The organism is Lentzea sp. NPDC036955, from assembly GCF_055608005.1.
In genome coordinates this window covers 240,277-252,759 of record NZ_JBVJRC010000001.1, presented here as the reverse complement: position 1 = coordinate 252,759, position 12,483 = coordinate 240,277, and the positions used below count along the sequence as shown (strand labels likewise).

12 protein-coding genes are annotated in these 12,483 nt (G+C 74.3%); 2 read left to right on the top strand and 10 right to left on the bottom strand.

The features are described from left to right. The first annotated feature begins 47 nt into the window (after positions 1–47). Both ACZ7CF_RS01215 and ACZ7CF_RS01210 read left to right on the top strand, forming a co-directional pair. Complete coding sequence (locus tag ACZ7CF_RS01215) at positions 48–1,502, top strand: sugar transferase (RefSeq protein ID WP_470368517.1); 1,455 nt, start codon at positions 48–50, stop codon at positions 1,500–1,502. Then, the gene (locus tag ACZ7CF_RS01210) at positions 1,502–2,716 is read left to right on the top strand and encodes a putative glycoside hydrolase family 15 protein (RefSeq protein ID WP_360387545.1); all 1,215 of its coding nucleotides are present in this window, start codon (positions 1,502–1,504) and stop codon (positions 2,714–2,716) included. Before ACZ7CF_RS01215 ends, ACZ7CF_RS01210 begins: the two co-directional genes overlap by 1 nt. On the opposite strand, the gene ACZ7CF_RS01205 is transcribed toward ACZ7CF_RS01210, so the two are convergent. The 10 genes from ACZ7CF_RS01205 to ACZ7CF_RS01160 are packed head-to-tail and all read right to left on the bottom strand — an operon-like array spanning position 2,697 to position 12,476. After that, positions 2,697–3,794, bottom strand: coding sequence for a glycosyltransferase family 4 protein (locus ACZ7CF_RS01205; protein ID WP_360387547.1), 1,098 nt, complete (start codon positions 3,792–3,794; stop codon positions 2,697–2,699). The genes ACZ7CF_RS01210 and ACZ7CF_RS01205 overlap by 20 nt on opposite strands. Next, on the bottom strand, positions 3,791–4,861 hold the full coding sequence (locus ACZ7CF_RS01200) for a glycosyltransferase (RefSeq protein ID WP_360387550.1): 1,071 nt from the start codon (positions 4,859–4,861) through the stop codon (positions 3,791–3,793). The genes ACZ7CF_RS01205 and ACZ7CF_RS01200 overlap by 4 nt, the downstream gene beginning before the upstream one ends. Further along, positions 4,858–6,312 carry an oligosaccharide flippase family protein gene (locus tag ACZ7CF_RS01195; RefSeq protein WP_470368516.1) on the bottom strand — a complete coding sequence of 485 codons (1,455 nt, stop codon included), beginning with the start codon at positions 6,310–6,312 and terminating at the stop codon, positions 4,858–4,860. The genes ACZ7CF_RS01200 and ACZ7CF_RS01195 overlap by 4 nt, the downstream gene beginning before the upstream one ends. Beyond that, positions 6,261–7,508 carry a glycosyltransferase family 87 protein gene (locus ACZ7CF_RS01190; protein WP_470368515.1) on the bottom strand — a complete coding sequence of 416 codons (1,248 nt, stop codon included), beginning with the start codon at positions 7,506–7,508 and terminating at the stop codon, positions 6,261–6,263. The genes ACZ7CF_RS01195 and ACZ7CF_RS01190 overlap by 52 nt, the downstream gene beginning before the upstream one ends. Continuing rightward, positions 7,505–7,675, bottom strand: a complete 171-nt coding sequence (locus ACZ7CF_RS01185) for a hypothetical protein (protein WP_360387559.1) — start codon at positions 7,673–7,675, stop codon at positions 7,505–7,507. Before ACZ7CF_RS01185 ends, ACZ7CF_RS01190 begins: the two co-directional genes overlap by 4 nt. Then, positions 7,675–8,535 (bottom strand): hypothetical protein, encoded by an 861-nt coding sequence (locus ACZ7CF_RS01180; RefSeq protein ID WP_470368514.1) that lies wholly within the window; start codon positions 8,533–8,535, stop codon positions 7,675–7,677. Before ACZ7CF_RS01180 ends, ACZ7CF_RS01185 begins: the two co-directional genes overlap by 1 nt. Beyond that, positions 8,532–9,578 (bottom strand): glycosyltransferase, encoded by a 1,047-nt coding sequence (locus ACZ7CF_RS01175; protein WP_458433216.1) that lies wholly within the window; start codon positions 9,576–9,578, stop codon positions 8,532–8,534. The genes ACZ7CF_RS01180 and ACZ7CF_RS01175 overlap by 4 nt, the downstream gene beginning before the upstream one ends. Next, the gene (locus ACZ7CF_RS01170) at positions 9,560–10,726 is read right to left on the bottom strand and encodes an O-antigen ligase family protein (RefSeq protein WP_470368513.1); all 1,167 of its coding nucleotides are present in this window, start codon (positions 10,724–10,726) and stop codon (positions 9,560–9,562) included. Before ACZ7CF_RS01170 ends, ACZ7CF_RS01175 begins: the two co-directional genes overlap by 19 nt. Further along, positions 10,720–11,658: a polysaccharide deacetylase family protein gene (locus ACZ7CF_RS01165; protein WP_470368512.1), complete on the bottom strand. Its 939-nt coding sequence runs from the start codon at positions 11,656–11,658 to the stop codon at positions 10,720–10,722. The genes ACZ7CF_RS01170 and ACZ7CF_RS01165 overlap by 7 nt, the downstream gene beginning before the upstream one ends. Beyond that, positions 11,655–12,476, bottom strand: coding sequence for a hypothetical protein (locus ACZ7CF_RS01160; RefSeq protein WP_360387574.1), 822 nt, complete (start codon positions 12,474–12,476; stop codon positions 11,655–11,657). The genes ACZ7CF_RS01165 and ACZ7CF_RS01160 overlap by 4 nt, the downstream gene beginning before the upstream one ends. Between the last annotated feature and the right edge of the window lie 7 nt (positions 12,477–12,483).

The following is a 12,483-nucleotide window of genomic DNA, read 5'->3' as shown; positions in this document are numbered from 1 at the left end:
TTTCGTGTCGCTGTGCCGTCCACTCTCCATCGATCGGATGATCTTCCATGAGGCGACTCTCGGCGGTGGCCGTTCCCGCCGCACCACCGCAGGCGGACGAGGTCCGGCCGGCTGACCGCGGAAGGCCGCCCCTGGGGCGGGCCGCAACGCCCCGCCGCCGCTCGCGGGACCTGCTCAGCCGGGTGAACGCGGTGGCCGTGCTGCTCGTGCTGGCCGACAGCACGGCACTGGCGGCGGTGTGCGTGCACCGCGGCGTCGACTGGCGCTGGACCGCCGCCATCGCGGCGACCGTGCTGGGCATCAGGGCGGGCTGGCGGCTCTACCGCAGGCGGCTGTGGCTGTCGTGGCTGCAGGACCTGCCCCGCTCCGCCGCGAGCACGGCGCTGGCCTTCGCGCTGCTCACCTGCGCCGGTCTGCTCGGGGCCGCACCGGCGGCCGACGTCAGCGCCGCGCAGTGGGCGATGATGACGTACGCGCTGGTCATCGAGCCGGTGCGGTGGTGCGTGTTCGCGTTCGGCCGGTGGTGCCGGCGGCGGTTCGACCGCTGCGACCGCACGATCATCGTCGGCGCGGGCTCGGTCGGCGTGAACCTCGCCAGGACCATGCTGGAGCACCCCCAGTTCGGCCTGCGCCCGGTCGCGTTCGCCGACGCGGGTCCCGACCCCGACCAGCAGCGACCGCCGCTGGAGGTGATCGACGGCGACCTCGCGGAGGCCGTCGTGCGGCTGCGGGCGGGCACGGTCGTGCTCGCGTTCTCGCACACCCGCGAGTCCCGCCTGGTCGAGGCCGCCATCACCGCCCACCGGCTGGGCTGCTCCACGCTCGTGGTGCCGCGGATGTACGAGCTGCACCCCGACGGCCCCGGCATCGAGCGGCTGCGCAGCTACCCGCTGATGCGGCTGGGCACGTCCCCGACCAGGCGCCCGACCTGGTGGGTCAAGCGCGTCCTCGACCTCGTGCTGGCCGCGGTGGCGCTCGTCGTGCTGTCCCCGGTGATCGGCCTGTGCGCGCTGGCCGTGCTGGTCGAAAGCGGTCGCCCGCTGTTCTTCCGGCAGGTCAGGGTGGGGATGGACGACCGGACGTTCGTCCTCTACAAGATCCGCAGCGTCCGCCAGTCCGGTGAGGACGACTCCCAGGTCCGCTGGTCCGTCGAGGGCGACTCCCGGGTCGGGCCGGTCGGCCGGTTCCTGCGCCGCACCTCGCTCGACGAGCTGCCCCAGCTGTGGAACGTCCTGCGCGGCGACATGTGCGTCGTGGGGCCGCGCCCGGAGCGTCCCGGTTTCGTTCGCGAGTTCTCCGCCATTCACGAGCTATATTGGGCGCGCCACCGCGTCCCGACCGGTCTCACCGGTCTTGCCCAGGTTCACGGGTTGAGGGGTGACACCTCGATCGCCGACAGGTCTCGATACGACAACTACTACATCGCGAATTGGTCGCTGTGGCTCGACCTGAGGATTCTACTGATGACGGCGGGTGAGTTGTGTTGCCGGAAAAATCGCTGATGCGCCGATTCACCGCACTTGTGCTGGTGCTGTTCTCGACGGCCTGTTCGGTGACTGCGGCGAGCGACCCGATCACGACCGGCCCGCCGCCGAAACCGGTCGCGCCGTGCGCCTGGTGGTACGGCATCGGCGACTCGCCGGCCGCCTGGGAGATCCGCGAGGCGGCCAAGCACTACGACGTCGTGGTGCTCAACGCGTGGGAGACCTCGGCCATGCGCCGCCTCCACGACCTCAACCCGAAGATCAAGGTGCTGGTCTACAAGGACTTCGCCAGCACCCGCAACTACCCCGGCGCGGTGGAGGGCGACCGCGACTCCAAGTACCTGCCCACCGGCATCGGGTACTACGCCGCCCAGCAGCAGCACCCCGCGTGGTTCGCGGTCGACACGGCGGGCAAGCGCATCGAGTGGGCCGGGTACCCCAAGCACTGGCAGATGGCGGTGTGGAACAGGGAGTACCAGCAGGCCTGGGTGAACGCGGTCGTCGCCGAGGTGACCCGCGAGGGCTGGGACGGCGTGCTGGCCGACAACGACTTCAGCTCGCTGCGGTACTACTCGCCCGCGGTGATCGCGGGCACGGCCGACACCGCGGCCACTGACCGGTTGCTGCGCGAGGGCCTGGACGGTCTGCTCGACCTCGCCGGCACCGCGCTGGAGAAGTCGGGGAAGATGCTGGTGCCCAACGTCTCGGAGTCGCAGCTGACGCCCGGCCGCTGGTCGGCGCACTCCCGGTACGCCGGTGCGATGGAGGAGAACTTCGGCCTGCGCGGCGACAACGGCGCCGGCGAGCTGATCACGTTCAAGGGCAACCAGTTCAAGGAACAGCGCGCCCAGGCCGCGCTCGGCGAGTCGTGGCTGCTGCTGATCACGCACACGAAGTCGGACCAGGAGGAACGCGTCGGGTACGCCTCGGCCGCGTTGCTCGCGAGCCCGCACACGTGCTGGACGCAGGCCGATCCCAGCTACAAGAGCCCGTACTGGTCGATCTACCAGGACGCGCGGCTGGGGGAGGCGGTCGAAGCGGCGAACCGGTTGCCCAGCGGGGCGTGGACCCGCCGGTTCAGCAACGGCTGGGTGGCGGTGAACCCGACCAAGGCCGCGGTGCGGATGACCCCGCCGCAGGGCCTCGCGACGCTGCGGGGCGAGCCGGTGCCGCCGGAGATCGACCTGCCTCCGGCGGACGCGGCGGTCTACGTCAACGCGCAGAAGCGGTGAGCCCGCGGTAGAGCTCCAGGTGGCGGCGGGCGCACACCTCGGCGGTGAACCGCTCGCGCGCCCTGGCGGCCAGGGCCTGGCCGGTGCGGCCGGGCTCCGGGTCGGCGAACAGCTCGGTGAGCCGCTGCTGCAACGCGGTCACGTCACCGGGACGCGGGCACTCGACGGCGGGGATGCCCAGCATGTCCGCCACACCACCGGTGTCCGTGGCCACCACCGGCTTGCCCGCGGCCATCGCCTCGGCGACGACGAGCGGCTGCTGCTCCATCGTGGACGGCAGCACCAGCGCGTCGTGCTCGCGCAGCAGGTCGGGGACGTCCGTGCGGAAACCGAGGAACCGCACCCGGTCCTGCAACCCCCGCCGGGTCACCCGGCCCTCCGCCTGGGTCCGTTGTGGACCGTCGCCGACGACCGTGAGCGTGGCGTCGGCGGGCATGGTGGTCTCCAGCGCGTCGAGCAGGGTCAGCAGCCCCTTGCGCTCCACCAGCAGCCCCACGAAGATCAGCCTGCGCACCGGTGCCGTCGGCGGGTGCGCCTCACCGACGTCGACGCAGTTGTCGATGTGGGTCATGCGGTGCGGGGGCACGTACAGGCGTTCGCGCAGGAACCGGCCCATCTCCCTGGCCGGCACCACCGTCCGGTGCACGACCCGCGCGACCGCGGCGTCACCGGCGAGCACGGCGCGGGTGTAGTGCGACGGCGGCGTCGAGCCCCGCACGCACCGGAACCACGACTCGTCCACGTCGTCGGGCACCCCGTGGTAGGTGTGCACGATCTTGGTGCCCGCCGTCGCGAGGCCCGCGCTCACCAGCCCGGACCGCCGGTCCTGCGCGTGCACCACGTCCGGCCGCCACGCCTTGATCGCGGCGCGCGCCTGCCGTGCGGCGCGCACGTCCCCCTTGCTGGGGACCAGGATCTCCTCGAAGTGCGGGTCGACCAGCTCGGCGCCGCGCCGCGGTCGCGGTCCGAACACCCTGACCTCCGCGTCACCGGACCCGGCGAGCGCGGCGGCCAGCCGGACCGTCACGTCCACCGGGCCACCGCTGTCCTGTGTGAGCAGGTAGGCGATCCGTGTCATCCTCGTCCTCTCCCGGACAGCAGCTTCTCGGTGAGCGTCACGATCCGGTCGGTCATGCGCTCGCGGTCGAACAGGTTCTCGGCGCGGACCCGGCCGCGTTTCCCCTCCGCGGCGGCGAGCTCGCGGTCGGTGAGGCGCAGGGCGATCGCGTGCGCCAGTGCGTCCACGTCCCCGGCGGGCACGACCTCCCCGGCGTCACCGAGGCTCTGCCGCACACCCTCGACGTCGAACGCGACGACGGAACGCCCGCAGGCCATGGCCTCCAGCGGTACCAGGGCCATGCCCTCGGCACGGGAGGGCAGTACGACGACGTCGGCCTCGGTGTAGAAGTCGGCGACCACGGCGCGGTGGCCGTGCCAGTGCACCGACGGGTGGTGGTGCGCGGCCCGCAGACCGGCGGCCATCGGGCCGTCGCCGACGAGCAGCAACCGGGCGTCCGGAACGGACCGCAGCACCTCCGGCCAGGCCCGCAGCAGCAGGTCCTGCCCCTTCTGGTGGGCGATGCGCCCGACGCACACGGCGGTCGGGACGTCGTGGTCGTGGTGGCGCGGGTGCAGCCGCCGCGTGTCGACGCCGTTGCACACGACCTCGGCCGGTGCGGTGACCCCGGCGGCACGACCGGCGGCGAGCTCGTCGTCGCTGACGCAGACGAGGAGGTCCGTCCAGCGCGACGCCAGCCCCTCCCAGCGGCGGCACGCGGTGCGCAGCAGCCCGCCGGCGACCTGGAAGGACCACAGGTGCGGCTGGAACAGCGTGGGGACGCGGCCGCGCAGCACCAGCCTGGCCAGCCCGGCCTTGGAGCTGTGCAGGTGGACGGCGTCCGGCCGGAGCCGGTCGAGCGTGCGGCGCAGGGACACCAGCTCCCGCGCGGTACCGGGACCCGGCAGTCGCGTCGCCTGCCACGAGTGGACCGGGATGCCGTGTGCGTGGGCCTGGTCGGCCAGCCAACCGGCTGGGGGACAGGCGATCCCGACGTCCCAGCCGCGGTCGCGCTGGGCGCGGGCGAGCTCCAGCACCACGGCGGCGACCCCGGCCTCGACCGGCTGCGTCACGTGGACGACCTTCACGTGCGCTCCTTGAGTCCGATGAGGACGGTGCGGGTCAACGGCAGCACCACCGCGCAGTAGCCGGCGAGCAGCGCGGTGGCGGTGGCGGCGAGGCCCGCGACGCTCGCCGGGGCCGGCAGGACGGTGCTGAGCGCGAAGCTCACGAGCGCGCCGGCGACGGCCGCGGCGGCCGTGCGGGCCAGCCGGGGGAGCGGGGCCGCGAGGCCGTTGCGGTGCAGCACCAGCCACGTCGCGGGGACCAGCAGCCACACCGTGGCGACCTGGGTGACGGCGACGGCCTGCGGGCCGTGCGGGGTGGTGAAGACCAGCGCGGTCACCAGCGTGACGAGGTGGGCGGCTTCGAGGGCGAGGTACTGGCGGGCGTGCCCGGCGGCCCTGACCACCTGGTACCAGACGTGCAGCAGGCCGAGGCCGAGGCCGTAGCCGCAGAGCAGGACGAGGATCGCGGCGGCGTCCGTCCACTGCGCACCGAGCAGCGTGATCGCGTCGGCGCTCAGGGCGACCACGACGTAGAGGCCACCGGTGACCACCAGCGTCGCCGTCGTGAACCGGTGCAGCTCCTCCGGCAGCTCACCGGACCGTCCACTCCGGACCTTCGCGGCGCAGATCGGGAACAGCACCCCGCCGAGCACGACCGCGACCACGATGTAGGGCACCCAGGCGATCCGGAACGCGAGCGAATACCCGCCGACCGCCTCCTGGCCGAGCACGTGCCCGATCGCGAGGTAGTCGACGTTGACGAGCAGCACGGCGATCAGCGCGCCGGGCCCCACGACCGCCAGCCAGGCCGCGGCCTCCCGTGCCGCCGCGCCGTCCCAGACCGGCCGGATGCGGGCACCGGCGACGGCCGCGAGGACGGGTTGCGCGACGGCGGTGCACAGCAGGCCGAGGACGAACGCGCTCGGCCCGGTGCCCCGTGCCGCCAGCGCGACCGTCACCGCGGCACCCAGCAGCATGCTCCCGGCGTCCGGCAGCATGCGACGGCGGAAGTCGAGGTCGCGGTGCATCAACGCCATCTGCACACCGCCCGCCGCCGTGAACGGCAGCGTGAGCGCCGCGAGCCGCAGCATCCCGGCCGCCTCCGGAGCGCCGAGCGTGCGGGCGATCGGGTCGGCCGCGGCGACGACGGTGACGGCGAGGACGGCCCCGGCCGCGACGCTCATCGTCAGCACCGTGCCCGCGGTCAGGAGCGGGTCGCGTCCGGTGCGGCTGATGATGTCGTAGACGCCCATCGACTGGACCACCTGACCGACGTTGACGACCGACACGACCAGCGCGACCGCACCCAGCTCCGCCTCGCTGAAGAACAGCGCCAGCGCCAGCGTGACGACGACCTGGCTGCTCTTGCTCACCAGGTTGACCGCGAAGAGCCACAGCGAGCCCCGCACCGCCACGTCGGTCATGCCGCGCGCCGGGTGTGCCTGACCGCGAACACCGCGAGCACCAGCCACGCGGCCACCACGGCGACCCCGTCGAGCGTGACGGCGGCCCGTGCCCCGAGCGCGGCCTTGACCGCGGTGTCGACGAAGTGCAGGTGCGCGAACGGCACGGCGAGCAGCAGCGCCGCCGCCCCTGCCCACCGCCAGTGCGCCTCCTGCCTGCGCCGCCGGCACACGACCGCGAGCGCGACGAGCGCGGGAACCGCGATGAGCACGTCACCGGGCTGGTGCACCAGTGCGACGACGGTCCCCAGGCACGTCAGCACGTCCGCTGCCGCGCCCCCGTCCGCGCGCCGGTCGAGCCTGCGCGCCAGCACCGCCGTGACGGCGAGGACCCCGCAGAGCGCGACCAGCTCCGCCGCCGGCGGCAGCCAGCCCGTGGTGCGGAAGAACACCGCCGGCAGGTCGATCCGTTGCGCCGTCACGGAGTCGACGGCGCCGTACCCGGTGCTGCCGGCCCACGCGAGGTTGCGCTGGATGATGTCGAGGAACCCGCCGAGCCCGTCCCGCAGCACGAGGAGCGTGGCGACCGGAAGGCTGGCGGCGGCGGCGACCGCGGTACCGGTGAGCGCGACCCTCCTGTCCCCGCGCACGAACACCAGCAGTGCCAGCGGCAACCCGAACTGCGGCTTCAACCAGGCCAGCGCGAGCGCCGCCGCGGCCCAGCACGGGTGGGAGCGGCGCAGCAGCAACACCCCGGCCGCGCCGACGGCGATCAGCGGGTTGACCTGCCCGACGTACATCTGCGCCTTGCCGACCTGGCTCGTGACCAGCAGCGTGGCGACCACCGCGGTGCCCGCGACCAGCGGGAGCCTGGCGTGACCGGCGGCCATGACGGCGAGGCCGACCAGCAGCACCAGGCACGCCAGCGCGAACGCCACCGCGCCGACCCGGTAGTCCGGCAACGCGAACGGCAGGTGCAGCACCAGGTGGTACGGCTGGTAGAGGTTGAAGTTCTGCCGCACCGGCCAGTGCGCGAACATCACCGCCGGGTCGTACGGGTTGCCGCCGGCGAGGAACTCCCGGATCGGGAAGTAGAGCGCGTCGCGGAAGTCCTGCATGCGCTCTTCGGGCAGGTTCGCCTCGGTGGGGAGCGGGACCTCCCAGGCGGGCCTGAGTGCGCGGACGGCGCTCGCTGTGCCGGCCAGTGCGACCAGGGCGACGAGGACGGTCCTGGCGAGGCCGGACCGGTTGGTGGTGGTGATCACTGGGGCACCGCCGTGGTGGAAGGGGTGTCGAACCGGCCCGCTCGCGCACCGGGACCGGGAGGCTCGTCCGGGTTCTCCGGTGCGTGCACGGGCAGCTTCGTCGGGTCCGCGCCGCGACCACCGGCTGCCGGAACGGCCGGTGCGCGGCCCGGACGCAGAACCGTCATCACGCCAGCACCACCGCCACCACCACGGCCGACGCCGGCAGCACCGCCAGCGCCGTCGCGAGGTCGTCGCGGCGCATCCGGTCGTTCGCCGCCACCGCGATCACCGCCGTGCCGTCGGCGGGCTCGGAGGCCTTGTCCGGCAACGCCCGCGCCAGCTCCTCGGCGCGCGCGGTCAGGTCAGGGCCCACCGGCACCACCCGCACCGGCCGTGCGGCCGCCACGCACAGCGCCGTCAGACGTTCGGTCAAACCAGCCTCGCCGTCGTGCGCGACCACCACCGGGTGCCGCACGCCGGCGGTGCTGAGCACCTGCCGCACCACGCTCCCGGTTCCGCGCAACCGCCGCACCGCGGCCGCGGCGGCACCCGCGACCACCGCGGCGACCAGCGCCAGGCCCGTGGCCAGCCGCAGGTCCGGGGTGACCGCCGTCGTCTCCGGACGCGGGTCCACCAGCCGGAAGCGGGCGGCGGGGGCCAGCAGGTCCGCGTCGACCACGGCCTGCGCGACCGCCGACACCGCCTTCGCCGCCTGCTCCGGGGACGCCGCGCGCACCGAGACGCGGACGACGCCGGAGGCGGGCACCAGCTCGACGGCGATCGCGCCGGCCAGGCGGTCGGCGGGCAGACCGGCCGTGCGCGCCGCGGCGTCCAGCACGGAGGGGCTGCGGACCAGCTGGACGACGGCGGGGGTGGCCAGGGAGGTGACCTCGCCGAACTGCGCGCTGTCCGGAGTGGACGGTGTGGCGAGCAGGGCGAGCCTGCCCTCGCTCTCGCCGTCGCGCAGGGCGACGGCGAGGAACACGAGTGCGCCGACCACGACCGCGGCCAGCACGCCTTCAACAACAGCTCGGGGAACCCTCATCTTCTTCGTGCCTCCAGCACGGTGCGAAGCAGCTCGTCGTAGGACTTCATCAACGCGTGCGCGTCACCGGACCCGTCGCGCGCGGTGGCGACCTCGCGGGCGAGGGGGGAGTGCAGCAGGTCGCGCAGCGCCTTCGCGGTCGCGGCCGGGCTGCGGCGTGGCACCAGGACCCCGCCACCGCCGGACAGCACCTCCCGCACACCGTCCACATCGGACGCCACCACCGGCCGGCCCGCGGCCAGCGACTCGAGCAGCGCGATCGGCATGCCCTCCCAGTCGCTGGTCAGCACGGTGACGTCGGCGGCTTCGAGCAGGTCGCGCACGTCGGTGCGGGTGCCGAGGAACCGCACCCGGCCGCCGACGCGCTCCGCGTGCTCCTCCAGCTCGGCGCGCAGGCTGCCGTCACCGGCCAGCCACAGCTCCGCCGCGCCGCCCACCGACGCCCACGCGTCGAGCAGCACGTCGTGGCGCTTCTGCGGCTCCAGCCGGGCCGGGCACAGGGCGACCGGCACGTCCGGCGCGGTGCCCAGCGCGGCACGCACGGTGGCGCGGTCGTGGACCGGTGCCGACGGGAACACCGCGTTCGGGACCACCTCGGAGGCGAGTCCGGCCGCGCGCAACCGGTCCGCCGACGCCGCCGCCACCGCGACGACCCGGTCCGACACCCGCCGCAGCACCCGCACGGCACCGGCGACGTCCGCCTCGGCCACGCCGTGGAACACCGTCACCACCGGCGTCCGCGGCGCACCGAGCCGGGCCACCAGGCTCGCGGACACGTTGTGCGCCAGCACGACCTCCGGCCGGAACCGCCGCACCGCCGCCGAGACCGCCCACGCCGCCCGCACCACGCCCAGGGCCGACCGGCGTGCCAGTGGCACGTCGAACACCGGCACACCGGCGTCGCGCAGCGCCGCCACCCGGAACCCGCCCGCGGTCGCGACCGCCGACTCCCAGCCGACGTCCGGTCCGGCCGCCGCCATCCCGGCCACGAGCGCCTCCGCGCCGCCCGCGCCCATCTCGCTGATCACGTGGAGAACGCGCATCGACCCTCCCGAGCCCGTTGGTGCAGTGCCACCGCGATCGCCACCAGCGACCACAGCGGCAGGTAGTACTGCTCGGACAGGAAGACCGACGCGACCAGCACCGCGATCAGCGCCGCCTGCACCGCCACGACCTGCCGCCGGTCCGCGCCGAGCCGTACCGCGCGTTCCGCCGCGACGAACCCGGCGGCGATCACCGCGATGAGCAACGCGAACCCCGGCAGGCCCAGCTCGGCCGCCACTTCGAGGAAGAGGTTGTGCGCCACCGGTGTCTGCTCGTCGATCTCCGCGTTGTGCGACGCGGCCGTGTAGTGCTGGCGGAACCCGCCGGGTCCGACGCCGAGCACCGGCTCGTCGGCGAGCATCCGCGCCGCCGCCTGCCAGCGCAGCACCCGCGTGTCGGCGTTCGTGCCCGCGATGTGGCTCTTCTCCTGCAACGCCCGGTCCAGCTCGGCGTGCGCCACCTGCGCGAACACCAGCGCCGCCAGGCCGGTCACGGCAGCGGTGACCACGACCGCGCGCACCGGCAGCACCCGCCGCAGCACCAGCCATGCCAGCGCGCAGGCCAGTGCGATGCCGCCACCGCGGGAGAACGTCGCCAGCGCACCGGCCGCGAGCACCGCGCCCAGCACGAGCGGCACGAACCGGAACCGGCCCCCCGCCGGCAGCGCCACCAGCAACGGCAGCGCCGCCACGAGGAAGAAAGCGAGGTCGTTGGGGTCCTCCAGCGGCCCGGTCGCCCGCAGTTCGCCGCCCACGACGCTGAGCAGCCCGCCGGCCGCCGCCACCACCGCACCGGCCACGACCGCGGCGAGCAGCTCCCTGACCGGCACCGCGCGCGCCGCGACGTCCGCGAGCACCACCGCGACCACCAGGAAAGGCGCCCACCGCACCAGGTACTCGAACGTGAACGGCTCCGCCGCGTGCACCGCCGACGTCGCCAGCAGCACCACCGCCAGCAACGCGAGCAGCAGGTGCAGCGGGTGCGGTGCGGGCAGCCGCCGGTCGCGCACCAGCGAGACCAGCCAGACGCCGATCAGCGCGGCGGGCACCACCTTGGCCGACTGGTCGTGCACCCGCAGCAGGTAGCCCTCCACCGGCGCGAGCGCCACCGTCCCGCACGCCAGGACCCGCAGCAGCACGGTCAGCATGCGACCGGGTCACGTTCCCGCAGCCCGGTCGCCGCGACGCGCGCGACGTGCTCACCCGTGCCGACCACGTCGAAGTGCTCGCGCAGCAACGCCAGCACCCAGTCGAGCAGGGCGACCTTCTCGCTGCCGGGCACCGCCATGCCGGGGAAGAACTCCATGCCCGGCGCCTCGGCGGCGGTCAGCACGTCGGTCGGGTGCAGCAGCAACGACGGGGACACACCGCGGGCACGGCACAACCGCAGCGCGGTGCGGAAGTAACCGCGCGCCAGGCGTGGCGAGAGCTGGTGCAGCTGCAACAGGTACGCGCCGTGGATCGGCACGCGCAGCAACGGCATCGTCGTCACCGGCAGCTCGACGAGCCCGTCGCGCCACCGGTAGGCCTTGTTCGGCGCCCTGACCCGGCCGAAGCCGCCGAACAGGTCGGCGCCGCCGTCGGTCGAGCCCGCCGTGCGGTTGTGGTACGCCCGCGCCAGCGGCCCGATCCACGTGGGCAGCACGCTCGCGTCGTAGTGGTAGCCGCGGCGGGCGAGCAGGTCGAGCAGCTGCGGCGTGACGCTGTAGCCGGGGCCGCGGAAGCCGACCGGGCGCGGTGCCCCGGCGGCCGTGATCGCGTCCTCCGCGCGCACGACCTCGGCCTCCAGCTCGGTGGGGGAGTAGCGGTGCAGCCAGGGTTCGTGCCGGAAGGAGTGGTTCGCGACCTCGTGTCCCGCCGCCGTGATCGCCGCGACCGCCGCGGCGCCGTCCTCGCGTTCCGCGTCCGCACCGACCACGAACACGGTGGTGGTCAGGCGCTGCTCGCCGAAGACGCCCAGCAGCCGGGGCACCGCGGAGGGCAGGAAGCTGGGCCGCTGCTCCCAGCGCGGGTCGCCGTGGGTCTTGAGGTACGCCCAGAGGTTGTCGAGGTCCAGCGACACGCTGGCGACGGGCTTCACCGCTCGGCTCCGACCAGCGCGGGCGCCGGGCGGGCCGCGGACCCGAGCACCAGCACACCGCTGACGACCAGCAGCACGCCGAGCCCGACCCACCACTCCCGGCCCGGCGCGATCCGGTCGCCCATGAGCGCGAGCCCGGCGACGGAGCCGAGCACCACGGTCGTGGCGTCCATCGAGGCCACCGCGGACGTGGCCGAGCCGCGCTGCAACGCCGTCGCCAGGCACGCCTGCCCCACGAACGCCGCCAGCACCATCACCCACGTCAACGGGTGCAGCACCACGTCGAGCACCGGCTTGCCGGCCACGGTCCGCGCCGCCACCGCCACCACGGCGAATGCGAGCCCGGCCAGCACCGGCGTCGCGGCCTTCCACGTGCGGGCCAGCGGCAGCACCACCACCGTGAGCAGCCCGAGCACGACGACGCTGGGCAGCAGGGGGAGCTCGCGGGCCGTCGACGGCGCCGCCGCACCCGTGAGCAGCAGCAGGCCGCACGCCATGACCACCAGCACCGCGACCTCCACGGCCCTGATGCGCCACCGCAGCGCCAGCACGCCGATCACCGTCGCGAGCCCCACCGCGCACGACGACCCGGCCTGCACCAGGTACAGCGGCAGCTCCGCGCGGGCCAGGAACGCGAACAGGAAACCGCCCACCTGACCGGTGAACCCCAGCAGGTACAGGCGGTCGGAGGCGAGCCGCGCGAGCAGCCCGACGCCGGTGCCCTCGCGCTGGTCCGCCCTGCGCGCCGCGACGGTCTGGGCGACTATCCCCAGCCCGTACAGCACAGTCGACACCGCAAGGGCCAGATGACCGGACACGAAGGAC

What these genes read in the sequence shown, in the direction of transcription:
- ACZ7CF_RS01215 (WP_470368517.1), top strand. Translation starts at nt 48, where the DNA reads ATGAGGCGACTCTCGGCGGTGGCCGTTCCCGCCGCACCACCGCAGGCG.
- ACZ7CF_RS01210 (WP_360387545.1), top strand. Translation starts at nt 1,502, where the DNA reads ATGCGCCGATTCACCGCACTTGTGCTGGTGCTGTTCTCGACGGCCTGT.
- ACZ7CF_RS01205 (WP_360387547.1), bottom strand. Translation starts at nt 3,794, where the DNA reads ATGACACGGATCGCCTACCTGCTCACACAGGACAGCGGTGGCCCGGTG.
- ACZ7CF_RS01185 (WP_360387559.1), bottom strand. Translation starts at nt 7,675, where the DNA reads ATGACGGTTCTGCGTCCGGGCCGCGCACCGGCCGTTCCGGCAGCCGGT.
- ACZ7CF_RS01180 (WP_470368514.1), bottom strand. Translation starts at nt 8,535, where the DNA reads ATGAGGGTTCCCCGAGCTGTTGTTGAAGGCGTGCTGGCCGCGGTCGTG.
- ACZ7CF_RS01175 (WP_458433216.1), bottom strand. Translation starts at nt 9,578, where the DNA reads ATGCGCGTTCTCCACGTGATCAGCGAGATGGGCGCGGGCGGCGCGGAG.
- ACZ7CF_RS01170 (WP_470368513.1), bottom strand. Translation starts at nt 10,726, where the DNA reads ATGCTGACCGTGCTGCTGCGGGTCCTGGCGTGCGGGACGGTGGCGCTC.